The sequence below is a fragment of the Microbispora sp. NPDC088329 genome (assembly GCF_040685655.1).
Taxonomy (GTDB): domain Bacteria; phylum Actinomycetota; class Actinomycetes; order Streptosporangiales; family Streptosporangiaceae; genus Microbispora.
In genome coordinates this window covers 258796-282185 of the sequence record NZ_JBFBIP010000005.1, presented here as the reverse complement: position 1 = coordinate 282185, position 23390 = coordinate 258796, and the positions used below count along the sequence as shown (strand labels likewise).

Sequence of the window (23390 nt, the reverse complement as noted above, 5' to 3'; positions counted from 1 at the left end):
GCATTGGGGCTCCGGTCAGGCGAGACGTGAGGTTCTGAGGTCCGGGTTCACGAGGCCCGGGGTTGCGAGGCCGGGGTTTCTGAGGTCGGGGTTTCTGAGGTCGGGGGAGACCGTCCGGCGCCAGTCGGGCAGCAGCTCGTCGATGAGCGCCTCCGTCTCGGGCGCCATCCCGCCGCCGTACGGATGGGAGGCCGCGCGGCGCAGCAGGCCGTCGACGACCGCCCGCAACCTGACGGGCTCCCCGGTGGCGTGCGCCGCCCGCAGCAGGTCGCGCCACAGCCCTTCGTCGTCGGCGGCGAGCAGCAGCCCGGACCGGACCGCCGCCACCGCGCCGTGGGGATCGTGGCGGGCCAGCCTCATCTCGCACAGCGCGTGGGCGGCGTCCGCCACCCAGGCCGTGACGTCGAATTCCAGGGGGTCGGCCGCCAGCCAGGCGTACCGGTCGGGCGGCCTGCCGTTCAGCAGCGGGCCGCGCACCAGCGTCAGCGCGCGCTCCAGCAGCTCGGCCTCCATGTCGCCGGGGCCGGCGGCATCGGGGCCGGCGGCGGACCATTCGCCTGCCTGCCGTACGAGGTCCTGGAACAGCCGCCAGTCCGTACGGATCTCCGGCCCGAGCCGCAACCGGCCGGACCGGTCGACGAACAGGTGGGGGCGTCCCTCGGAGTCGCGCCCGAGCCACTCGGCGACCCTGGCGATCGTGGCGTCGCGCACCGCGAGCTGCACGCCGCGCGGCCACAGCACCCCGGCCAGCACGGCCGGATGAACCCCCTCGGGATGGGTGGCCAGATAGACGACGAGTTCGTGGGCGAGGGCCGCACGGCCCTCTTCCAGCGGGTTCGCCGGGCTGATCTCGATCGGGCCGAGGATGCGCACCTCGATCGAGGGCGGCTCCTCGCTGAGCCGCTCCATCACCGGCGTGAGCGGCTCGCCCTCCTGCTGCCGTGCCGTACGGAACAGGTTGATCACGGCGTCGTAGTGCCGGCGCGGCAGCAGGTGGGCCTCGATGTCCAGGCCCAGGGCGTCCACACGGGTGCGGCCGTCGTCGCCGACCTCCCACGTCCAGGTGGCGTGCGGCACCTCGCCCGCGATCACGAAGCCGCTGGCCGTACGCGTGCCCTTGCCGAGCAGCGCCAGGCGGCGCGCCTCGTCCTCGTCGGGGCGGATGGCCGACAGGAGGTAGTGCGGGGTGTAGGCGGGATCGGCCACACGGCTGTGGACGCGGCCGGTCAGCACGTCGCCGTCGTATCGGGCGCGTTCCTCGAACTCGGGCAGCACCTCGGCCAGGCTGCCCGCCGTCCTGATCCGCTCGGGCGCGAGCAGGGTCAGCTCCTCGCCGAAACCGACGAGCGTGATGCGCATCCGGTCGGACCACCTGTTGGTCGCCAGTTCGACGGCGAGCGCGGACAGGGCGGCGACGGTGTGCGCCCCGGTGATGGCGATCACGCCGTGGGCGGCCTCCAGGTCGACCAGGACGCGGCCGCCCTGCCCGGTGCCGAGCGAGACCAGCCCCGGGTAGGGCGCGGGCGCCCCGGCCAGCGTGTGTTCGTCGATGCGGCGTCCCTCGTGGGCCGGGAGGCGCCAGACCTGCCCGTCGTCGCAGGACTCCCACGGCTCCGGCGCGTCCTGTTCGGCCGGGTGGATCCACAGGTCGAGCCCCCGGTTGGACAGGTGGACGGCGTAGATCGTCGGAGGGCGCCGTCCGGAGTCGGCCAGCAGGCGGCCGAGCAGGCGCAGGCCGATGTCGAGCATGCGGCTGCCCGGGGCGTCGGCGCCGAGGCGGATCGCGACCTCGGCCTCGGCTGCGTCTCCGCGCGGCCGGGCGATGCGCCGGCCGAAGGCCCGGCGCCACAGCTGCTCGCGCCGCCTGCGGCCGAGCAGGGCCAGCAGCCCGGCCGCCGCCAGTGTCGAGGCCGCCAGGTAGTCGGCGAGGACCGGCCCGCCGTGCCGCTCCCCGGTCTCCTCGTTGTGGTGTCCGCCCGCTCCCGCGGACGGCGTGGCCTCGGTGGTGTCCTCCCCCTTGGCCTCCGTCGTGGACCGCCCCTGCGCCGGGGGCCTCGCGGTGCGCTGGGTCTCCCGCGCGGTCTCCTGGTCGCCGGCGGGCTGGGCGGTGGTCGTGGTGACCGGACGCGGGGTCCGCGTCGCGTGACCGCCGGCGGGCGTGTCCGTCGTGTCGCCGGTGTGGCCCGCCGAAGGGGTGTCCTGCGGCATCGCGGGCGGCGGCAGCACGACCCCGGGCTTTCCCGGCACGGGTGTCACCGTGCCCCGCTCACGGCCCGCGTCGCCCGGCCTGGCGGTCTCGCCCGGCCGTTCGGCGGGGTCGGCCGTCCCCTGGTCGGGCCGGGTGGTGTCCCCCTCGCTTCCCGTCGTGCCCTCCGTATGGGGATGGGCCGTGCGGGGAAGGGCCGTACGGGAATCGGCGGTGCGGGAATCGGCGGTGGGACGCGGATCCGGCGTCGCGCGCCGGTCCTCGGTCGTGTGCCGGTCGGTGTGGGTTTCGCCGCCGGTCGCTGCTCCTCCGGCATACCGGGTGTCGCCGTCGAGTTCGGCGGGCGCGTGCCGGTGCTCCTTGAGGATCTCCGGCCGGTCCTCGTCGACCGGCACGACGTGGACGTTCCTGGCGTCGTCCGGCATGTCGAGCACCCAGCCGGGACGGATGAGGTCGGCCATGTGCAGCCGACTGCCGTCGGGCTGTTCCTTGTGCTGGTTGAGCCGGTAGATCTCCGGGTAGCGGCGCCCGTCGCCCAGGCACTTCTCCGCGATCTCCCACAGGCTCTCGTGATGGCGCCCGTGCGGAGGCTGGACCACGTAGACCTTCTTGACCTCCCTGGCGTGCAGGGCCGGTCGCTCCACGTCGGCCTGCGGCACCGGCGCCGACAGCGCCGCGACCTGCGGGCGTATCGGGGCAGGGGCACCGGCGCGGGCGAGGGGCACCGCCACCGCGGTCGCGGTGAACAGCAACAGCACGGCGGAGACCAGGCGGTTCGCGATCGCCTGGGTGCCACCCGACAGCGGCACCCGGGCCGGCATGCCGACCCGCCGCAGCCCCGCGTAGACCTCGACGATCACGCACAGGAACAGCTGCAGCCAGGCCAGCCACACCAGGAGGATCAAAATCGCGACGATCGTCTCGGGGCCGACGCGGCTGGTGAACAGGTCCGCGTTCAGCAGATCACCGCTGATGGGCGGCCCCGCGAGCCGGAGCAGCGCGTACGGCACGCCGCCCACCAGGCCCGCCAGTGCGACCAGGGCCCCGAAACCCGCGAGGACGTCCCCGGCCGTGCGCCGGGTCCTCAGCCGTACCGCCCGCTGGTCGTCGTGCCAGTGCTCCGGCGCCCGCTGCGGCCCCAGCACCGACGGCAGACCCTCGGCACGCGGTCGCGGGCCCCGCCCGTGCGTCCCGCCGGCCGGGGTCTCGCCTCCGACATCCCGCTGCGCGCCACGCCCGGAACTCCGCTGGGTCTCCCACCCGGACCCACGCTGAGCCTCGCGGGGGAACTCCTCCCGCCGCCCGCCGGGCGGCCGCGTCCCCGTCACGCGTCCCCCGCATCGGGAGCGGCCGTGGCCTCGGCCTCCATGTCGGAACCGGCAAAGCCCAGCGCGGACAGGAAGAAGGCGTTCCAGTGAACCGACACCGCCACGGTGACGTCGGCCTCGCCGCCGCCCACGGTGCACTCGGTCATGCGTACGCCGTCGGCCCCCTGGTCCGCCGTGATCTTCTCGGCCTCGCCGCACACCGCACCCTCGTCGGCGAGCAGCCGCACCTGGCCGGTGGCCCGCAGCGTCTCGACGTCGATCTGGTCGGCCGCGGCGCGAGCGGCCTGCTCGGCGATGTCGGCGGCCTTCAGGTGGGCGTTCATCGCCGCCCCGCCGTCCACCAGCAGCCCGGCCAGCAGGAACACCACCCCCGAGAAGAGGACCACGAACACCGACATGGAGCCACGCTCCCCCGGTCCCCGGCGTACGGCCGAGTGGGCCGCGCGCCTCACCGGGGACGGCGCCCTCACGTGGGTGCGCGGCACCGGCGCTCTTCCCCGGGTGCGACGCGGAGCCGGCCCGCGGACAGGGACACGGTCACGGGCACGGGCACGGGGACCACGCCACCCACGGCCGGACGTCGCGGAGCCCGAAGCCGTACGGCCCGAAGCCACAGAGTCCGGAGCCACAGAGCCCGCAGCCACAGGACCGGGGCACCGACGCGGGGCGATCACTGCACCCTCCGATACCGTTCGAGCGGCACGACCGAGGTGCCCGACATCTGCTTCGTGGCGCCGAACCCGAGGAAGTCGAGGTTCAGCTCACAGGTCACGGTCGTCCGAACCGTGCCGTCCATGTCCCACTCGGTTCCGGACATGCTGACCTGTGGTGAGCAGTCGCCGGAGAGCGCCGCCTCGGCGGCCTCCTTGGCGGCCGACTCGGCCTCGGCCTCGGTGCGCTGCACGGAGGCGGCCCGGGCGGCGTCCCGCGCGGCCCCGTTGACCTCTCCCTGCGCCTCCACGACACGGCCCGCGCCGACGAGGAACAGCAGGAAGAGCAGAAAGATCGGGGCCAGCATGACCGTCTCGGCCGTCATCGATCCGCGCTCCCGGGGGCGCGGCGGGGTCCGGGTCATTCGCAACCGTCCGAGCCGTCGTCGGGGCGGAAGCACTCGATGGGCCCCCCGAAGCGTGACGTGATCGTGAAGGTTGTCTCGGGCAGGAGCGGCACGACCTGAACGGCGCTGCCGGTGATCTCCACACCGCGCTGGTCACCCTGCTCCCACGCCTGTGCCTGGGCGTTCTTCAACAACTGCGGTCCGATCGCCTGCACGATCTGCCGCGCCTTGCCCTCGGCCGCCTCCTGCCAGCCGTCGGAGCCGCCCGCGCGGGCGACTCGCGCGCCCTCTCGTGCGGCGGCGTCGGCGACCTGGCGGCCGTGGAACCAGAGCGTCACCTGAACGATCAGCAGCACGACGGCGAGCACGATCGGCATGAGCATGGCCAGCTCGATCACCGTGGCGCCCCGCTCGCGTCGCACGTCCCGCTCGCCGCGTCCGGCCCGTTCGGCCCGCTTGCTCCATCCGGCCCGCTCGCCGCGTCCGGCCCGTTCGGCCCGCTTGCTCCATCCGGCCCGCTCGCCGCGGCCGGCTCGCCGCGGCCGGGGACCGTACGGCACGCTCGCGTGCCGCACGACGGCCGGGGCGTGCGCGCTCGTCAGGCCGCGCATGGCCGCCATGCCCGTACGGTCGCCACGTCCCCGGTCCTCGTCACTCCCCGCCGCCGCCACCGCCGCCGCCACCGCCACCGCCACCGCCACCGCCACCGCCGCCACTGAAGCTGTTCTGAATGTCGGCCTGCCGCTCCTCGACCAGTTGCCTGATCAGCGTGGCCAGGCCGAGCGCGACCCCGGCGATGATGGCGGTGATGATCACCCATTCGACCGCCGAGGCTCCCCTGGACGGGGCCTTCCTGGCGCGGTCCAGCCGTACGTGGAGCACGGCGATCAAATAGTGGAACCAGAGCATCAGGCCCCCAACATCTTCATGGCTGCGGGAAAACTGAGGAAAATCACGAAGCCCGCGCACAGCAGGAGCTGGGCGACGAGCATCGACTGGGACCGCTCGCCCGCCTTGCCCTCGACCTCCGCGAGTTCGCGGCGGCGCAGCGTGGCGGCGCGGGCGGTGAGGGAGGAACGGACCTTGGCGCCGTCGTCGGCCACCAGCCCGAGCGCGGCCGACAGGTCCCGCAGCTCGTCCACGTTGATCTCGTCGCCGAGCTGGCCGAGGGCCTGCCAGGGAGTGATGCCGACGATCCTGGCGTTCGCCAGCGCCTCGCGGATGCGCTCCATCGCCCAATTGGAGCCGGGGGCGTGCCCGGCTCCGCTCGCGGCTCCGTTCGCGGCTGCGGAGCCGGCGGTGGTGGCTGCGGCGGCGGCGCCGTGCACCCCACCATGCACCCCACCGTGTGCGGCGCCGTTCAGCGCCCCGGGCATGGTGACGGGACTGCCCACGGCGACCGCCATCATCAGCGCCTCGGGGACGCCCCGGCCACCCGCCAGGTTCATCGAGACGAGGTCGAGGAAGGCGCCCACGGCGTGCCGGAAGTCCCGGCGCCGTACGGCGGCGTCCCGCCGGATCTGCGCGTCGGGCAGAAGGAAGAAGATCACGCAGACGACGAGGGCCGACCAGAGCGGCACCTGCACCGAGACGCCCCACCCCATCAGCGCGAGCCAGCCGACGAGGATCGGGAACGCCAGCAGGCCCGAGACCCCGAGCAGCAGCTTGGTCGCGAGGAACCCCTCGAACGACTTGCCGAGCAGCGCCAGGTCGGCCTTGACCGACCGCGCCTCCCATCCCCTGGCCGCGTAGAACCGGGCCAGCCGCAGGCCGAGCGTACGGCGGAACTCGCTGACGTCCTCCTCCGGCGCGATCAGCGGCGCCCGCGGCACACCCTGGCCGTCGCGGGCCTGGTCGAGGGCGGCGAGCCGCGCGGTCAGGCCGGGCCGGGGCGGGAACAGCGCCCGCACCAGCAGGAAGAGCCCGAGGCCGAGCACCGCTCCGCAGACCACTGTTTCGATCACGTCGATCTCCGCTCGCCTGCGAGATCACATGCGACGACGCGCCTGGCAGGCGGCTCGTGCGCGTTTTCGCGCATGAACACGAAGGGTGAGGCCGCAGGTCGCGGGCCGCCGCTGCGAGGAACTGCGAGATCACGGCTGGTCATGGAGCAGCTCACCGCCCCTTCCCGCGATTTTCTGCACGACCACCCCAGTGGAGGTGGGGGGTGCGGCGCGGTGGTGGGGGGCGAGGATCCGGGCGGGCTTGTCGAAGCGGGCGAGCCGCCGCATCCAGGCGAACCCCGCGCCGAACAGGCCCGCCACCACGACCAGCACGGCCTGGCCGAGGTAGGAGTTGTACTCCTCGACGTACGAGCGGTTGAAGACGACCAGCGCGGCGGCGAAGGCGAGGGCGGTGCCGACCACGATCTGCACGCTCTTGCGGGTTGACCTGCGCTCGGCCTCCACGCGCCGGCGCATGTCCAGCTCCTCGCGGGCCGAGACCGCCAGGGCGGACAGCACGTCACGCAGACCCGGCCCGCGCAGCCGCGAGTTGAGGATCAGGGCCGCCACCACGAGGTCGGCCGAGGGGTCGTCCAGCTCGTCGGCGAACATCCGCAGCGCGTCGGCGAGCGGCATCCGCGTGTGCAGCCGGTCGACCAGGGCACGCAGATGCGGTTGCAGCATGGGGGCCGCCGCCCGGATCGAGGAGGGGATGGCCTGTTCGAGGCCGGCCGCGCCGGCGATCGTGTCGCGCAGCGACTCCGTCCACGCGGCCAGGCCCTCCAGGCGCCGCATGGCGGCCCGTTCCTCCGCCGCGCCGCCGGTGAAGCCCCGCCAGGCCAGGACCAGCAGTACGGCTCCCGCCGCGATGACCGGCCAGCCGGTCACCACGAGCACCACGACACCCGTCACCGCCGCGATCGCCGAGCGCGTGGACAGGGTGCGCAGCAGGCGCATCCGCCGGGCCCTGCCGTCGGGCGCGGCCGGGCGGGGGCGCACGCCGTACAGGGCCAGGGCGAGCAGGAAGAGCCCGCCGCCCGCCACGGCCCCGGCCAGCAGCGCCAGAGGGTCGAGGACCCCGGGCGGCAGCACGGACGGCCCGGCCGGCGGGCCGTTCATCGCCACGCTCCCCGCGCCGGGTCGTACCCGTGGGCGGCCAGTTCGTCCGCGCAGGAGATCGGGGCGTGCGGCACCAGATAGTCGCCCGCCATGGCGAACACCTCCGAGGACAGCACGCGCCCGTCGCAGCCCGTGACCTCCCGCACACTGGACACGTAGCGGCGCAGGGTGCCTCCCCGGTGATAGTCGTTGCGCTTCTCGATGAACACCACGAAGTCGATGGCCCCGGCGATCAGCATGTGGGTGGCCTCGATCGGCAGCCGCTCCTCGGCCTGCAACGCGTACGTCGCGATGCGGTTGAACACCTCCATGCTGGAGTTGGCGTGGATCGTCGACAGCGACCCGTCGTTGCCCTGGGTCATCGCGTTGAGCATCGTGACGATCTCGTCGCCCAGCACCTCGCCGACGATCACGCGCGAGGGGTTCATGCGCAGCGACCGCCGCACCAGCTCGGCCATCGTGATCTCGCCCTGCCCCTCGGCGTTGGGCAGGCGGTGCTCGAAGGCCACGGCGTTCGGGTGCAGCTCGGGGAACTGGTCCAGCCCCAGCTCCAGCGCGCGCTCGACGGTGATCAGCCGCTCGTGCGGCGGGATCTCGTTGGCCAGCGCCCGCAGCAGGGTCGTCTTCCCCGCGTTCGTCGACCCCGCGATCATGATGTTCTTGCGCGCGGCCACGGCGGCCGTGAGGAACCGGCCCACCTCGGGCGTGAGCGTGCCGTTCCCGACGAGGTCGCTGAGGAACACCTTGCCGAGGCGGGCGCGGCGGATCGACAGCGCCGGCCGCACGGTGACGTCCATGACGGCCGACAGGCGGGAGCCGTCCGGCAGGCGCAGGTCGAGCTGCGGGTTGGCGGTGTCGAAGGGCCGCGACGACAGGCCCGAGTACGCCGCGAGGATCTGGATCAGCTCGACGAGCTCCTCGTCGGAGTCCGCGACGGGATCCTGCATGAGCTCCTGGCCGTCGGCGTAGCCGACGAAGACCCGGTCGCAGCCGTTGATGTCGATGTTCTCGACCTCGGGATCGTCGAGCAGCGGCTGGAGACGGCCGACGCCGAACAGCGCGGCGTGGATGCCCGCCGCCAGCGCCTCCTCCTCCTCGGCCGTGGGCGGGGTGCGCCCGACGCCGATCTCACTGCGCGCGTGCTCCTCAAGCACCTGCGCGATCAGCGCGCGGGCGAACTGCCGCTCGTCCTCCCCCGACATCGGCGGCAGGCCGCTCGCCTGGTCGAGCCGCCGCTGGTGCGCCAGCCGGTCGCCGACCTCCTGCCGGAACCGCTTCACCAGACCGTGGTCGATCGGCCGCCGCTGGGAGTTCACGAGCGCACCTCCGGCTTTCCCCTCGCCGCGGCGGCGGACCGCGCCGCCGTCTCATCGCCCGTGCCCAGCTGTGCGGCCAGGCGCGTCGCCAGTTCCCTGGCCGTACGGATCAGGAGGCTGCGGTCGAGCCGCCCGCCCCACTGGCCGCGCAGCAGTTCGGCGCCCTTCGGGTCGTACGCGAGACCGCCGACGAAGGCGACGTCCCAGCCCGAGACGATGCGCCGGATCTCCTCCAGCGACGACCGGTACGACCGGGGGTCGGCGATCACCACGATCCCGACCTTCCGCCCGATGAGCGCCAGCCGTTCACGCAGGTGGGCGACGTGGTCGAGGCTGGCCCGGGTGAACAGCACCACCTGGTCGGCCTCGGCCACCAGGTCGCCGGTCTGGGGGTGCAGCCCGAGCCTGCCGCAGTCGGCGAGCACGTCGGCCTGCGGCAGGGCGGCGAACGCCCGGCCGAGCGGGCCCCACAGCCAGGTGAGGCCGGCCGCCTGCTCGCCGTTGGTCAGGCCGGTCAGCACGTCGAGGCCGCCGACGAGCCGCTGCGTGTGCTCGTAGATCAGCTCGGCGTGGAGCCCGCGTCGTGCCACCGCGCCGAGACTGAGCAGGCCGCGCCCGGGGTTCAGCACGCTCCCGTCCTCGCCGGGCAGGCGGTAGGCGAGGTCGCCGCCGGAGGGGTCGCACTCGGCCAGCAGCACCGGGCGGGGCCACACGGCGCCGAGGGCGGTCGCCGCGGTGGTCACGCCGGGCGCCCCCTTGTCGGCGGCGAGCACGATCAGCGCCACGTCACTTGACCCCCGGAAGCGTGACGAGGGCGATCTCGCCGCTGGACGCGTACTGGGCGATGGCGGGCGCGATCGACGTGTCGACGACGACCGTGACCAGCCCGCCGCCGGACCGCCCGGGAGAGGCGCTCACCACGCGGGCGGCGGTCGCCAGCACCTTCTGCTGGGCGGTGGCGGACCCCCGGCCGGCCGCGGGCACGTAGATCACCTGGACGACGTCGCTCCATTTGAGGTCGGTGGGCATCTGGCCGGCCTTGAGCGAGAGGCCGACCTTGGCCTTGCCCGGCCCGACCTGGTCGGATCCCGTGGCGGTCATCCGCTGGGTGAGCAGCGTGCCCGGCAGCAGCGTCACCGCGGCGTAGGTCTTGGCCACCTGATCCCTGAACCGGTAGGGGACGTAGTCGACACCGGTGTCGGCGATCTGCACCTCCTGCATCGCGGACACCGGGATGAGCTGCCCGGCACCCACCTGCTGGGTGATCTGCACGGCCGAGACGCGGTCGCCGCTGCGCATGACCAGCAGCGTGGTGGCCAGCGCACCGCCCAGGATGAGGAGGACGGCGAGCGCGGCGAGCGCGGGTTTGCGCTCCCTCGGCGGGACGGGCAGCTTCCGTGAGGACGGCCCGGACAGGCCCGGCCGTACGTCTGCCCGGCCGTCCTGCGACGTCTTCTCGCTGATCCTCATGGGTGGGGGACTCCCAGGGATGAGGGCGCCCATCTGTTTTCGGGCCGCTCGAATCTATTTATGGTCGTGCTGGTTGTTGCGAATTCACTCCATTATGGCCAGCTCGCGCCGCCATAAGTGCCGTGAAGCGGCGACCCATGCTTATCCGTTAGGAATACGCCTGTCAACGGGAGTGGATCTATCGCCATATCAACACAAGGCTTTACTCTTACGGCATTTCGTGATAGTACGTTTACACTTCTTTCCCGGTTGTCACAGCATTCACACCGTTCGTGCCATGGCGGGCGGAAGTCATACGCGGAAGGCATGTCACGACGGCGTCGTCGAAGGGCGCGATGACAGACGGCTTTACCTATTCCGGGAAACGCGCAGATGAGCGCGGCCCGCGCGGCTACGGTGTCCCCGCGGGCCACCGCGCCCGCACACCCCAGATCTTCACGGGGGAGATCTTCACGGGAACGTCCCGGGATGAAACGCTTTCCGCGAGGCCGTCGCACAACCGCCTTCTGGGAGTTCGCGCATGCGGATAACGCTCACCGTGGTCAGCGAGGACGGCCGCCGCGACGTACTGGTCGAGGGCGACGAGAGCACCACGGCCGCCGTCCTCGCCGCCACCCTCGACGGCGCCTCCGCCCGGCCCGCCAACGTCGTACGGCTCCCGCACGCCCGCGCGCCGTACGACCTGGACCGGGGGGATCGGCAGGCCCGGCCGTCCGGTGAGGTGAAGCTGTGGGTCGACGGCCGGCCGATCGACCCGGACGCTCCCGTGTTCGGCCTGCTCAGGGATGGCGACCTGGTGGCCCTGGACGGATACGCCGCGGCGGCCACGGTGACCGAGGAGCCGGCGGGCCCGGCGGAGCTGCGGGTGGTGGGCGGGCCCGGCGCGGGGACCGTCCACCGGATCGGGCTCGGCGCCCACGCGATCGGCGCCGACCCCGCCTGCGCGGTCTCCGTGCCCGATCCGCGGATGCCGCCGGTCGCGGTCGTGGTCCGGATCGGCCCCGGCACGGCCACCGTGGAACCCGCGGTCTCCGGGGGCGACCCGGTGGCCCGGCTGGAGGGCGAGCCGCTCACGAAGGCGGCGCCGTGGCCCGCCGGGGGCATGCTCGCCTGCGGCGGCTCCGTGTTCGCTCTGGGGCCGGTCCTGCCGCCGGACGCCCACCTCGACGCGCTGCCTGACGGCGGGCTCGCCTACAACCGCCCGCCGCGCCTGCAGCGGCCGGAGCGGCAGCGGCGGTTCACCGTCCCCGCCGAGCCGAAGCGGGGCGAGGGCATGCGGCTGCAACTGCTGGCCGCGATGCTGCCCGCCGTCCTCGGCGTGGTCATGGCCGTTGTCACCCGCACCTGGTATTACCTGCTGGTCGCGTTCATGACGCCGCTCATCATGATCGGCCAGTGGGTGAGCGACCGCAGGCACGGCAAGAAGAAGCACCGCCGGGCGGTCAAGGCGTACCGGGAGCGGATGGCCGCCTTCGAGGAGGAGGTGGCCCGCGCGGTGCGGCAGGACGAGGAGGCCAGGCGCGGCGGCGCGCCCGACCCGGCCGAGGTGCTGCTGACCGCGACCGGCCCGCGCCGCCGCCTGTGGGAGCGCCGCGTGCACGACCGCGACGCGCTGCGGCTGCGCATCGGGCTGGCCGACCTGCCCGCCGACCTGGAGTTCGAGCCCGAGAGCGGCACGCCCCAGGATGTGCCGCGCCGGGAGCCGCCCACCTGCCACGACGTCCCGGTCGCGCTCGTCATGCGGCGTCTCGGCGTGGCCGGGCTCACCGGCCCCAGAGACGCGGCGCTCGGCTGCGCGCGCTGGCTCGTCGGCCAGGCCGCCGCCCTGCACAGCCCGCGCGACCTGGCCATCGTGGTGCTGTCCGCCAACGCCGACGGCGCCCGTCAGTGGGGCTGGGTGCGCTGGCTGCCGCACTGCGCGCCGGACGCCGCCCGCGGCGGCGCCCTGTCGTCCGACTGCGCCGCGCTCGTCGGCGCCGATCCCGAGGCCGCCGCCCGCCGGGTCGCCGAGCTCGCCGCCCTGGTGACCGAACGGCTCGACGCCGAGAACGGCTCGGGGCCCTACCCGGGGGTGCCGCGCGGCGCCCGCCTGTCCGGCGGCCCCGCGGGCTGGGACGACCTGGGAAGCCCGAGCGGTAACCGGCCCGCCGAGCCGGCCTTCGCGACCTACGACGAGCGGCCGTTCGACGTGCTCGTGGTGCTCGACGGCGCTCAGGTGCTGCGCGGCCTTCCCGGCATGCCGCAGGTGCTGCGGCAGGGCCCGCGTGCCGGGGTCTACACGATCGCCCTCGACGACGACGAGCGGCTGCTGCCCGAGGAGTGCGCGACGGTCGTGTCCTGCGATCGCGACGGCGGGGTCCGCCTGCACGGCGGCGGGCTCGACCCGCTCACCGGCATCCGCGCCGACCGGGTCTCGCCGTCCTGGGCCGAGCGCCTGGCCCGCGCGCTGGCCCCGCTGCGCGACGTGAGCCGCGACGACCCCTCGGCCGCCCTGCCCGACGCGGTCCGCCTGCTCGACCTGCTGGAGGTGCCCCTCGACCCCGCAGCGCTGACCGAGCGGCAGGGCCGTACGACCAGGGCCCTGATCGGTGTGGGACCGGACGGGCCGTTCGAGGTGGACCTGAGCAGGGACGGGCCGCACGCCCTGGTCGCCGGCACGACCGGCGCGGGCAAGTCCGAGCTGCTCCAGACGCTGATCTGCTCGCTCGCCGTGGCCAACCGGCCCGACGAGATGACGTTCGTGCTCATCGACTACAAGGGCGGCGCCGCCTTCAAGGAGTGCGTACGGCTCCCGCACACGGTCGGCATGGTGAGCGACCTCGACGGCCACCTGACCCAGCGCGCCCTGTCGTCCCTGGCCGCCGAGATCCGGCGCAGGGAGCGCCTGCTGCTGGACGCGGGGGCCAAGGACATCGAGGACTACCAGCGGGCGCGCGGCGCCACCTGGGTGCTCGGCGCGGGCGGCGTCCGGCGGGCGCGCGGCGGCGGCATCTTCGCCGCGCCGGTGCCGGAGAGCGCGGGGAGCAAGGACCTGCCGCCGCTGCCCCGGCTCGTGCTGATCATCGACGAGTTCGCCGCCCTGGTCACGGAGCTGCCCGACTTCGTCGAGGGGCTGGTCGACATCGCGCGCAGGGGCCGCTCGCTCGGCATCCACCTGATCCTCGCCACCCAGCGGCCCGGCGGCGTGGTGACCGCCGACATCCAGGCCAACACCTCGCTCAGGATCGCGCTGCGGGTCACCGACGCCACCGAGTCCTCCGACGTCATCGACGTGCCGGACGCCGCGCACATCTCGCGGACGACGCCCGGCCGCTGCTACGTCCGGGCGGGCTCCGGGGCGCCGGTCGCCGTGCAGACGGCCAGGATCGGCGGGCGCACTCCTCAGCCGCGCACTCCTCAGCCGCGCACCCCCGGCACAGGCACCCCCGGCACAGGGACCCCCGGCGCGCGGGCCGCCGACGCCGGGGAGGACGTCCGCGTCCTCGACCTGCCCTGGCAGGCGCTCGGCCACCCGCTGCCCGCCCCGCCCGCCCAGGCCGCGGACGGCACCGACCTGGCCCTGCTCGTGGACGCGTTGCGGGAAGCCGGCAGCGACCTGCCCCGGCAGCCGAGCCCGTGGCTGCCGCCGCTGCCCGAGCAGGTCGTCCTCGATGTCGGGGCCGCGGACTCTCCCGGTGACATGCTCGCGGGCGCCGCGCCGTACCGGCCGGGGTTCGAGGAGGTGCCGCCGCTGCCGTTCGGCGTGACGGACCTGCCGTGGGAGCAGGGCAGGCGCCCGCTCGCGCTGGACATGCGGCACGGCGGCCACCTGCTGATCGCGGGCGGCGCGCGCAGCGGCCGCTCCAGCGCGCTGCGGACGATCGCGGGCTCGATCGCGGCCGGCGCCTCTCCGGAGGACGTGCACGTCCACGCCGTCGACTGCGGGTCGGGCGCGCTGCTGCCGCTCGTCGCGCTGCCGCACTGCGGCGCGGTGGTCACCCGCGACCAGCTCGACCGGATGGAGCGGCTGTTGACCCGGCTGCGCGCGGAGGTCGGGCGCCGCCAGCACCTGCTGGCCGAGGCCGGGTACGCCTCGCTGGCCGAGGCGCGCGCCGCCGCCAGGTCGCGGGCCGCCCGCGATCGCACGGGCGTGGGCGCGCTGCCCTGGATGGTGCTGCTCGTCGACCGCTGGGAGGGGTACGTCGCCGCGTTCGAGAACTACGACTACGGGCGGCTGGTCGACGCCATGCTCCAGCTGCTGCGGGAGGGACCGGCCGTGGGGCTGCGGGCCGTGGTCACCGCCGACCGGTCGGGCCTGCTCGGGCAGATCTCGACCGTCTTCGAGGACCGGCTCGTGCTGCGCCTCGCCGACCCCGCCGACTACGGGCTGGCCGGGCTGCCGATGCGCGACCTGCCGAGCTCGATGCCCCCGGGCAGGGCCCTGGCCGTCGGCGAGCACGGCCTGGCGGAGAGCCAGATCGCGCTGCTGTGCGACGACCCATCCGGCCCCGCGCAGGTGGCCGTCCTGCAGGAGCTCGCCCGTACGGCGGCCGCGCGCTTCGGCGGCTCGGACACCCCCGGGGAGTGGGCCTGGCCGTCGGAGCCGCCGCTGCGGGTGGACGCGCTGCCGATGCGGATCACGGCCGGCCAGGCGCTCGACCTGGCCCCCTCGCACCAGCCGCCGTCGGCTCTGTGGGCGCTGCTCGGGGCGGGCGGCGACGCCCTCGCCCCGATGGGCGTGGACCTGCAGGGCCAGGGCCCGGCCGCGGTGATCGCCGGGCCGCCGCGTTCCGGACGGTCGTCCGCGCTCGTCACCGCGGCGCGATCGCTCCTCGACCGGGGCACGCCCGTGCTCGTCGTGACCCCGCGCCGCAGCCCGCTACGCGACCTCGCGGGGACGCCCGGGGTGCTCGCGGTGTTGGACGGCAACGCCAGAAGCGTGAGCGGGGGCGGCACCGACGACTTCGGCGGCCTGCCGGGCGCGCTCGACCCGCTGGCGCTGGTCGCCGGGCACGAGCGCTACGTGGTGGCCGTGGACGACGCGGAACTCATCTCGCCGGACTCCGCCCTCGGCCTGGCCCTGGACGAGATCCTGCGCACCGGCAGGGACGGTGAGCACGGCCTGCTCGTCGCGGGGGCCACGGGCGACCTGGCGACGGCCTACCGGGGGTTCGCGGCCGAGGCGCGCAAGGGCAGGACCGGTCTGCTGCTCAACGTGCAGAGCCCCGCCGACGGGGACCTGTTCGCCGTACGGCTGCCGCGCGGCGCGGTCGGCGGGCCTCCCGGGCGAGGTCTGCTGGTCGTCTCGGGCACCGCGACCCCGATCCAGGCCGCGGTGCCGGACTGACATCCCCGCCTGCCTGCCCACTCTTAAGGAGCCGATGATGGATGACGAGATTCAGCTGATTAGTGACGGCGACGGACTGGCGGTCATCGGAGATCCGGCGGCCGTCGAACGCTTCCTGGTCTCCGAGGGACTGCCGTCGAAGGACCTCGGACTGCAACGGCTCGGATCTGTGCTCAAAACCGGGGCCGGAGCCGCACAGGCGGGTTCCAAGATTGCCGCCAACTCAGGTCGCTGGGTGCAGCTGACCAAGGAGTCCGCGCAGCTTGTCGACAAGTACGGGCTGAGGAAAGGCGCGAAGTCCGGTCTCAGTTCCGGCGTGCTGAAGGGGAACAAGGGCCAGATAAAGGGATTCGTCGAATTCGCGAAGGGGCCCGGATCGCTTCTGGCCAACCCGGCGCTTCTGGCCGGCGCCGCGGGGATCATGGCGCAGCTCGCCATGCGGCAGACCATGGACGAGATCACCGACTATCTCGCCGCGATCGACGAGAAGGTCGAAGACGTGCTCCGCGCCCAGAAGGACGCGGTGCTGGCGGACATGATCGGAGTGGACCTCGTGGTCGAGGAGGCCATGACCATCCGCGAGCAGGTGGGCCGGGTCTCCGAGGTGACGTGGTCGAAGGTGCAGGCCACGTCGGTGACGATCGCACGGACCCAGGCGTACGTGTTGCGGCAACTCGACGCGCTCGCGGGGAAGATGGAGGACAAGAGCAAGATCGGTGATCTCGCCAAGGCGTCCAGGGAAGCCGAGTCCAAGGTGCAGGAGTGGCTCGCCGTTCTGGCTCGATGCTTCCAACTGCAGGACGCGATCGCCGTGCTCGAACTCGACCGGGTGCTGGACGCGGCTCCGGAGGAGCTGGATCGGCATCGCCTCGGGCTTCGGGCCGCCCGGCAGAACCGGCTGGACCTCATCGCGCGGAGCACCGAGCGTCTGATGGCCCGCATGGAGGCGGCCGCCGGCACGGCCAACGCGAAGGTGCTGCTGCACCCGGCCGCGTCCCGGGCTGTGGTGCGTTCGAGCGACCGTGTCGCGATCGCCGTCGTCGACTTCCACGGGCGGCTCGGCATCGAGCGCGGCCGGCGGTCACTGGAAGCGCGACGGTGGGTGGACGCGGCCGCGGAGGTGAGGGACAAGGTGCTCGAGACAGGAGCAGAGGGCGTCGACGCCGCCAGGCACCTCGGCAACGAGACCCTCGGCCGGGCCCGATCGGTGACGGACAAGCTCTCCAGCGGGATCGCCGAGCGAGCGCTCCGTCGGCGCGGGAACGACGAGGAACGCGACGAGGAAGGCTGAGCGAGCGCCGGTAGCACCGGTCCTCACCACCAAAAGGCCGCCGGACGCCATGACACGCATGACGATCCGGCGGCCCGAGGCCACGGGGTGGCTATCAGCGGGTGGCGGACTCGATGTTGCCGCGGTAGGTCGTGATGACTCGGGAGGCCTCGTTGAGCTCTTCTGCCATGCGCTGGAACGCCGCCCGATAGCTCTGCCAGGCGTCGTGGAAGCGCTGCGCGCCGGGGCCGGTCCAGGCGGTGCCGACCTTGGCCGCCTCACGATCGAGGTTGGCCATCGTGGCGCGAACCTGGTCCGCCTGCTGGCTGAACTGCGCGGCCATGCCCTGCATCTCCGCGGGGTCGCCGCCGAGCAAGCTGTTACTCATCCAGTCACTCCTTCATCGACAAAGGGGCCGCCCTCACCGTAAATCCTTTGTCAATCATGTGAACCCCTTATGCCGAGCGGCTATATCAAAGCCGGGGAGATTCTGGCTTTTCCACCGCTCCATTCCGCTTTTTCCTAACGTCCGGAAAGCCTGCGTCACCCGAACCATCGCCGCAGGGCCGCCCGAAGCGCTTCGACCTCCGTGGGATCCGGTTCGGGTGACGCGGATGCCCAGGCCACGTAGCAGTCCGGGCGAAGGAGCAGTGCGGTGGGCGCCGGACCCTGGGGGCGCGCGGTGACGATATCGACGTGGTCGTGCCGCAGATCGAGCGTCTGCGCCAGCGACGCTCGGCCGGTCAGGTCGAGCAGCAGGGGGCGTGCGGTTCTGGTCAGCTCGGCCAGCCGGACCGGCCCGGCCGAAGTGTGCAGTTCCAGGTCCGGCGCGAACCGGCCGACCAGCGGATGCGCCTCGGGTTCGCCCATCTCGTAGCGGACGTCGGCGCCGGCGACGAGTTCGGCGAGGCGCCGCACGGTGCTTCGGTCGCGGAGCAGCTCGGTGAACAGCTCGCGCAGTCCGGTGACGTCATCGCCGGGGGCTATCAGGGCCGCCTGCGCCTGCGCATTGAGGATCATGCGGTGGGCGGCGGGCCGTCGCTCGGCCTCGTAGCTGTTCAGCAGTCCCGGCGGAGCGCCGCCGCGGATCACGGCGGCGAGTTTCCAGCCGAGGTTGACCGCGTCCTGCAGGCCGAGGTTGAGCCCGGGTCCTCCCCCGGTCGCGGCGTACACGTGGGCGGCGTCGCCGATCAGGAATACCCGGCCGTCGGCGAACCGGTCGGCGACCCGGGTGTTACCGCCGGTCAGCCGGCGCAGCACGTGCGGCCCCGGGCCGTCGGGCGCGCCCAGCGGCACGTCGACGCCGAGCACGCGGCGGATGCTCGTCCGCAACACGTCGAGGCTCATCGGGGCGTCGTCCCCGGGCAGGTCCCACTCCGTGGTGCTGACCAGCGGCGGGTGACCGGGCATCGGCGCGTAGGAGAACCCGCCGTGCTCCGTGCGGTGGGGCAGGAACGGCAGAACAGCGCCGTAGCCGGGCACGTTCAGCGCGCCGGTCGCGGGATCGACCCAGTCCGCCGGAAGGTTCACATGTGCCGAGTAGACGGTCATCCGGTCATAGGTGACGCCGGGGAACCCGATGCCGGAGAGCTTACGGGTGGCGCTGTGTGCTCCGTCCGCGCCGACGAGGTACCGGGCCCGCAGCCGGTAGGTCCCGCCGGGGTTCGCGACATCGACGGTGACCGCGTCGTCGTCCTGGGACACACCGACGATCTCGTGTCCCCGCCGGATCTCCACGCCCAGTTCGACGGCGCGCTCCTGCAGGACCTGCACGATGCGCCGCTGCGGCACCGGCAGGGCGTAAACGGGGCTGTCCTCCAGCAGGCTCAAGTCCAGGCCGAGCGCGCCGAACATGACGTACGCGGAGTTCGGCTGCGGCGGCGCCGGGCTGCCGCTGAGACGTTCGTGCAGCCCCCGGTGGTCGAGCACCCTCACGACCTGGCCGAGCAGCCCGTTCGCCTTCGGTTCCTCGCTCATCTCCGGCAGCCGCTCCAGCACGACCGGCCGGACCCCTGCCAGGCTCAGCTCGCAGGCCAGCATCAGCCCGTTCGGGCCGCCGCCGGCGATGACGACATCGGTGATCACGTGTTCTCCCTTGCTCGCCCTGACGAGAGCGGGACGGATGGAGCGACGAAACGCCTCGGCCGCCGGGCCATCCCCCTGACAGGAGGCAGACTATGGAGAAAACTTGCGTGCACGCAAGTTTGCGCAGACGCATCGATTCGGGAATGCTGGGACGGTGGAGACACGACCGACCGGGTTGCGCGAGCAGAAGAAGCAGGCCACACGAGAGGCGTTGCGCACGGCGGCACTGCGGCTGGCTCTCGAGCGCGGGCCGGACAACGTGCGCGTGGACGACATCGCCGAGGCGGCCGGCGTCTCCCCCCGGACCTACAACAACTACTTCTCCAGCCGTGAACAGGCGATCGTCGCCGCCATCACCGGCGAACGGGAAGCCCGGGTCGCGGCGGCCGTGGCCGAGCGGCACACCGACGTCGGCCTCGCCGAGGCCGTCATCGAGGCGGTCGTCGACCAGTACACCGACCCCGGCGAACCCGGCCGCGACGCGCTACTGCTGATCACCGCCCGACCCGCACTGCGCGACGAGTTCGTCGACGCCGCCGCCTCGATCGAACACCCTCTCGGCGACGCGATCGCCCAACGCCTCGGCGACACCGACCGGCACACCGCCCGCGTGCTCGCGGCGAGCGTGGCCGCCGCGGTCCGCCTCGCTCTCGGGCAATGGCTGCAGACGACCGTCGCGTCCTCCACGTCCAGCGGACTCGTCCTGCCGTCCGGCTCCCTGCCGGACCTGCTGCGCACCATGCTCGCACCGCTCGCGCCCGCACTCGACGCCGCCGAGAGACGAGCAGGCCGCACGGCGTCGTAACCTTATGAGTTACAAGAAGAAGAGGGCGGGCGGATGAGTGCGAACAGCAGGCTGACGGTCGCGGTGCACGTGCTGACGTGGATGGTGCTCGACCACAGGGAAGGCCGCGAAGTGGCCACCTCGGAACGCATCGCGGGCAGCGTCAACACGAACCCGGTCGTGATCCGGCGATGCCTGGGCGACCTGCGGAAGGCGGGCCTGGTGGAGGCCAGACGAGGCACCGGAGCGGGCTGGGTCGTCACCCGCGACCCCGAGTCGATCACGCTGCTGGACGTGTACGAGGCTCTGGACGAGGGCGCCCTCTTCGGCATGCACAACGCGCAGCCGAACCAGTCGTGTCCGGTCGGCTCCGGGATCCAGCCGACGCTGCGGCAGGTGTACGACGGCCTGGAGGACGCCATGAGGAAGCAACTGGCCGCCACCACCATCGCCGACGTACTGCGGGACGTACTGGCGCGGCAGAGGGGATAGGCGGCGAGCCCGCCGCCCTTCCCCCACCACCGGGGGTGAGGGCCGAGCGGAGGAGCCCGACCGGCTTGCGCCGGGAGCGGGAGGCCGGCTCAGACCTGGTTCATGCCGCCGTCGGCGTAAAGCTCGGCGCCGTTGGTGAAGCTGCTCTGGTCCGAGGCCAGGAAGAGCACCGCGCTCGCGATCTCCTCCGGCCGCCCCATGCGGCCCAGCGGCACCTGGCTCGCCAGGACGTCCTTGAGCTGCCCGGCCCGCTCCTCATCCGGGGCCAGGCCGGTGACTCCGGGGGTGTCGACCGGCCCGGGGACGATGACGTTGACCCGGATGCCGCGCCCCTTGAGCTCGTTGGCCCACGTCCGGGCGAAGGACCGGATGGCGGCCTTGGTCGCGGCGTACACGCCGAACGCCTCGGCTCCGGTCGTCGCGGCCGTGGAACCCGGCAAGATCACCGAAGCGCCCTCGTTGAGCAGCGGCAGCGCCTTTTGGACGGTGAAGAACAGACCGCGGACGTTGACGCCGAAAGTCCGATCGAAGTGCTCCTCGGTGACCTCCTCCAGCCGGGCGAACTCGCCGCCGCCCGCGTTGGTGAACAGCACGTCGATCCGGTGGCCGCGCTGGGCGACGGCCGCGTAGAGCCGGTCGAGGTCGGCGAGGTCGGCCACGTCCCCCTGGATCCCGATGACGTTCGAGCCGATCTCCTCGACGGCGCTGTCGAGTTCCGGCTTGCGGCGGCCGGTGATGTACACCTGTGCGCCCTCGGCCGCGAAGCGCTTGGCGGTGGCGAGGCCGATGCCCGTGGTGCCGCCGGTGACGATCGCGACCTTGCCCGAGAGCTGACCCATGACGATCCTCCATCGATTTCCGGACCGATGTAACCATCTGCGTTACATCGACGGTTGTAACCGTACAAGTTTCAACGAGTCACGTCAACGCGGGGCCGCCGGGACACCGTGGAGATCACAGGGACGCCGCCGGATCAATATGCTGGCCACCGTTCCCTCTGACGCGGCGGGAGAGGTGGCGTGCAGACCCGGAAGGACCTCTACCAGGCACACCGGCTGATGCAGCAGCGCCTTGGCCAGGCCCTGCTGCAGGGGGAGCCGGACGTCGCGGAGTCGCCGATGCGGCGGCACACCCTGGCCACGTTCTGCGGAGTCCTGCTGTCGGTGCTCCTGCTCGCCGTCTTCGGCATCTGGGGCGTGATCAGGCCGGGCGGCGCGACCAAGCTCACCGAGCCCGGTCAGCTTCTCGTAGAGCAGGACACCGGCGCGACCTATGTCTACAGCCGGCAGGAGCGCGTGCTGCTGCCCGTGGCCAACTACGTCTCCGCCCGGCTGCTGCTCGACACCGCCGACGTGACGGTGCGCGACGTCTCCGCCGCCTCGCTGGCCGAGCTGCCGCGCGGGCCGCTCGTCGGCATCCCGGGCGCGCCCGACTCGCTGCCGGCCAAAGCCAAGCTGGTGCACGGGCCGTGGTCGGTGTGCGTGGTGGACGGTCCCGACGCCACCGGCGCGCCCCGCCCGTACGTCACTCTGGTGGGGGGCGTGGACGTCGGCGGCAGGCCACTCGGCGGCGGCGCCATGGTCGTGGACGACGGCCGGCAGAAGTGGGTCGTCTGGGGCGACCGGCGGATGCGAGCGAGCTCCAGCGCGGTGAGCGCCCTGAACGCCCAGCCCAGAAAGGTGCCCGCGACCTGGCTCAACGCCGTTCCCGAAGGTCCCGACTTCAGCGGGCCCAAGGTGCGGAACCTGGGCAGGAAGGTCCGGGGTCCCGACGGCAAGGTCAGTGCGGCGATCGGGCAGGTCTTCACGGTGCCCGGCCTCGGAGGCGCCCCGGCCCGCTGGTACGTCCTGCTGTCCGACGGCCTCGCGCCGATCACCGTCACCCAGGCGACGCTCCTGCTGGCCGACCCGGGCATCAAGGCGGCGTACGGCAAGCGTCCCCCGCGGGCCGTCCCGATCGACGCGGCCACCGCCAACGCCTCGCCCTCCGAGCAGAGCGTGCTGGGCGGCGGGCTGCCCGAGACGATGCCCACGGTGGTCTCCCCCGCCTCCACGGCACCGCTGTGCGCGGTCTACGCCGGAACCCGCGACGGCTCGACACGGGCGACGCTGACCACCGGCGCCTCGATCGCGATCCCCACACCCAGGACCCCGGGCGGCCAGGAGACCTTCGACCAGGTGTTGCTGCCGCCGGGATCCGCGGCGGTCGCCGGCCTGCTGCCGGGCGAGGGGCAGCTCGGGTCGATCACCAACTACTCCCTGGTGACCGACCAGGGCCGCAGGTTCGCCGTCGCCTCGGCCGACCTGCTGCCGAAGCTCGGCTACGACGTCTCCGACGCCGCGCCGGTGCCCGCGCACCTGCTGCACCTCATCCCGGAGGGCCCGGCGCTCGACCCGGCCGCCGCCCGCGTGCCCGTGCCTCTCGGCAGGTAGATCGTGCCGCTCGGCAGGTAGGTCAGCCGTGCAGGCGGCGGAAGTCGTCCAGATTCTGCTGGTAGAACGCGATGTCGCCGGCCAGCCGGTCGCGCAGGAAGGATTCGGGCTCCGCCGCGCGGGCGGCCAGCCCCGCCTCGGTCCAGAACGCCTCGGCGGGCACCTCGTCCTCACCGGGCGGGATGAACTTGAGCGCCTCCCCGAGCGCGTCCCCGGCCGTCTCCCAGCCGCGCACCACCCGCTGGAAGAGCCTCTCGTCCCCCGGCTCCTCGGCGTACTCGAGGTCGTCGGCGAGCGCGCGGCGCGCGTACCCCGCTCCGGCGAGCCGCCACTGGCCGGGGTCGATCAGCTCGGACAGGCCGACGCCGAACCGCTCCCCCTCGTCCCTGGCCTCCGCCTCGCTCGCGTACGGCACGAGCACCTCGACCCCGCCCGACCGGACCGTCCACGCCTCGGGCCCCTCGACCGGCGGCGCCTCCTCGCCGGTCCCGTCCACGGTCAGCGCGAGATACAGCCGGGCCTCCGCGAGCGTCCGTGCGTGCGCTGGTGCAGTCATTCCCGT

The 23390-nt window shown here is 73.3% G+C and carries 19 protein-coding genes; 5 read left to right on the top strand and 14 right to left on the bottom strand.

The window, feature by feature from the left end; genetic code table 11:
- Positions 1–15: 15 nt before the first annotated feature.
- The 10 genes from AB0O28_RS13395 to AB0O28_RS13350 all read right to left on the bottom strand — a co-directional run bounded on the left by AB0O28_RS13395 (position 16) and on the right by AB0O28_RS13350 (position 10439).
- The gene (locus tag AB0O28_RS13395; RefSeq protein ID WP_363639634.1) at positions 16–3351 is read right to left on the bottom strand and encodes a hypothetical protein; all 3336 of its coding nucleotides are present in this window, start codon (positions 3349–3351) and stop codon (positions 16–18) included.
- Positions 3352–3530: 179 nt separating this feature from the next.
- Entirely contained in the window at positions 3531–3932 is a 402-nt protein-coding gene (locus AB0O28_RS13390; RefSeq protein WP_363639632.1) for a pilus assembly protein TadG-related protein, read from the bottom strand.
- Between the two features lie 272 nt (positions 3933–4204).
- A complete protein-coding gene (locus AB0O28_RS13385; RefSeq protein ID WP_363639630.1) occupies positions 4205–4570 on the bottom strand; it encodes a TadE/TadG family type IV pilus assembly protein in 366 nt (121 codons plus the stop codon).
- 35 nt (positions 4571–4605) lie between these two features.
- Positions 4606–5298: a TadE family protein gene (locus AB0O28_RS13380; RefSeq protein ID WP_363639628.1), complete on the bottom strand. Its 693-nt coding sequence runs from the start codon at positions 5296–5298 to the stop codon at positions 4606–4608.
- Positions 5243–5500 carry a hypothetical protein gene (locus tag AB0O28_RS13375; RefSeq protein ID WP_363639626.1) on the bottom strand — a complete coding sequence of 86 codons (258 nt, stop codon included), beginning with the start codon at positions 5498–5500 and terminating at the stop codon, positions 5243–5245. The genes AB0O28_RS13380 and AB0O28_RS13375 overlap by 56 nt, the downstream gene beginning before the upstream one ends.
- A complete protein-coding gene (locus tag AB0O28_RS13370) occupies positions 5500–6555 on the bottom strand; it encodes a type II secretion system protein (protein WP_363639624.1) in 1056 nt (351 codons plus the stop codon). Before AB0O28_RS13370 ends, AB0O28_RS13375 begins: the two co-directional genes overlap by 1 nt.
- A 129-nt stretch (positions 6556–6684) precedes the next feature.
- Complete coding sequence (locus tag AB0O28_RS13365) at positions 6685–7653, bottom strand: type II secretion system F family protein (RefSeq protein ID WP_363639622.1); 969 nt, start codon at positions 7651–7653, stop codon at positions 6685–6687.
- On the bottom strand, positions 7650–8969 hold the full coding sequence (locus AB0O28_RS13360) for an ATPase, T2SS/T4P/T4SS family (RefSeq protein WP_363639620.1): 1320 nt from the start codon (positions 8967–8969) through the stop codon (positions 7650–7652). The genes AB0O28_RS13365 and AB0O28_RS13360 overlap by 4 nt, the downstream gene beginning before the upstream one ends.
- Positions 8966–9754, bottom strand: coding sequence for a hypothetical protein (locus AB0O28_RS13355; RefSeq protein WP_363639618.1), 789 nt, complete (start codon positions 9752–9754; stop codon positions 8966–8968). The genes AB0O28_RS13360 and AB0O28_RS13355 overlap by 4 nt, the downstream gene beginning before the upstream one ends.
- 1 nt (position 9755) lies before the next feature.
- Positions 9756–10439 (bottom strand): hypothetical protein, encoded by a 684-nt coding sequence (locus tag AB0O28_RS13350; RefSeq protein WP_363639616.1) that lies wholly within the window; start codon positions 10437–10439, stop codon positions 9756–9758.
- 520 nt (positions 10440–10959) lie between these two features.
- On the opposite strand from AB0O28_RS13350, the gene AB0O28_RS13345 reads away from it, so the two are divergent.
- Both AB0O28_RS13345 and AB0O28_RS13340 read left to right on the top strand, forming a co-directional pair.
- Positions 10960–15765: an FtsK/SpoIIIE domain-containing protein gene (locus AB0O28_RS13345; protein ID WP_363639614.1), complete on the top strand. Its 4806-nt coding sequence runs from the start codon at positions 10960–10962 to the stop codon at positions 15763–15765.
- Between the two features lie 37 nt (positions 15766–15802).
- Complete coding sequence (locus tag AB0O28_RS13340; protein WP_363639612.1) at positions 15803–17056, top strand: hypothetical protein; 1254 nt, start codon at positions 15803–15805, stop codon at positions 17054–17056.
- A gap of 94 nt (positions 17057–17150) precedes the next feature.
- Here the strand turns inward: AB0O28_RS13340 and AB0O28_RS13335 are convergent, their stop codons facing one another.
- Together AB0O28_RS13335 and AB0O28_RS13330 are read right to left on the bottom strand one after the other, a co-directional pair.
- The gene (locus tag AB0O28_RS13335; protein WP_169986113.1) at positions 17151–17423 is read right to left on the bottom strand and encodes a WXG100 family type VII secretion target; all 273 of its coding nucleotides are present in this window, start codon (positions 17421–17423) and stop codon (positions 17151–17153) included.
- A gap of 155 nt (positions 17424–17578) precedes the next feature.
- Positions 17579–19120 (bottom strand): FAD-dependent monooxygenase, encoded by a 1542-nt coding sequence (locus AB0O28_RS13330; RefSeq protein ID WP_363639610.1) that lies wholly within the window; start codon positions 19118–19120, stop codon positions 17579–17581.
- Between the two features lie 154 nt (positions 19121–19274).
- Between AB0O28_RS13330 and AB0O28_RS13325 the strand changes: the two genes are divergently transcribed.
- Both AB0O28_RS13325 and AB0O28_RS13320 read left to right on the top strand, forming a co-directional pair.
- Positions 19275–19925, top strand: a complete 651-nt coding sequence (locus AB0O28_RS13325; RefSeq protein ID WP_363639609.1) for a TetR/AcrR family transcriptional regulator — start codon at positions 19275–19277, stop codon at positions 19923–19925.
- 33 nt (positions 19926–19958) lie between these two features.
- Positions 19959–20396, top strand: a complete 438-nt coding sequence (locus AB0O28_RS13320) for an Rrf2 family transcriptional regulator (RefSeq protein ID WP_363639607.1) — start codon at positions 19959–19961, stop codon at positions 20394–20396.
- Positions 20397–20485: 89 nt separating this feature from the next.
- Here AB0O28_RS13320 and AB0O28_RS13315 read toward each other — a convergent pair whose 3' ends face one another.
- On the bottom strand, positions 20486–21235 hold the full coding sequence (locus AB0O28_RS13315) for an SDR family oxidoreductase (RefSeq protein ID WP_363639605.1): 750 nt from the start codon (positions 21233–21235) through the stop codon (positions 20486–20488).
- 180 nt (positions 21236–21415) lie between these two features.
- Between AB0O28_RS13315 and eccB the strand changes: the two genes are divergently transcribed.
- A complete protein-coding gene (gene eccB, locus AB0O28_RS13310) occupies positions 21416–22828 on the top strand; it encodes a type VII secretion protein EccB (protein ID WP_363639603.1) in 1413 nt (470 codons plus the stop codon).
- Positions 22829–22850: 22 nt separating this feature from the next.
- On the opposite strand, the gene AB0O28_RS13305 is transcribed toward eccB, so the two are convergent.
- Positions 22851–23384: a hypothetical protein gene (locus AB0O28_RS13305; RefSeq protein WP_363639601.1), complete on the bottom strand. Its 534-nt coding sequence runs from the start codon at positions 23382–23384 to the stop codon at positions 22851–22853.
- Positions 23385–23390 lie beyond the last annotated feature (6 nt).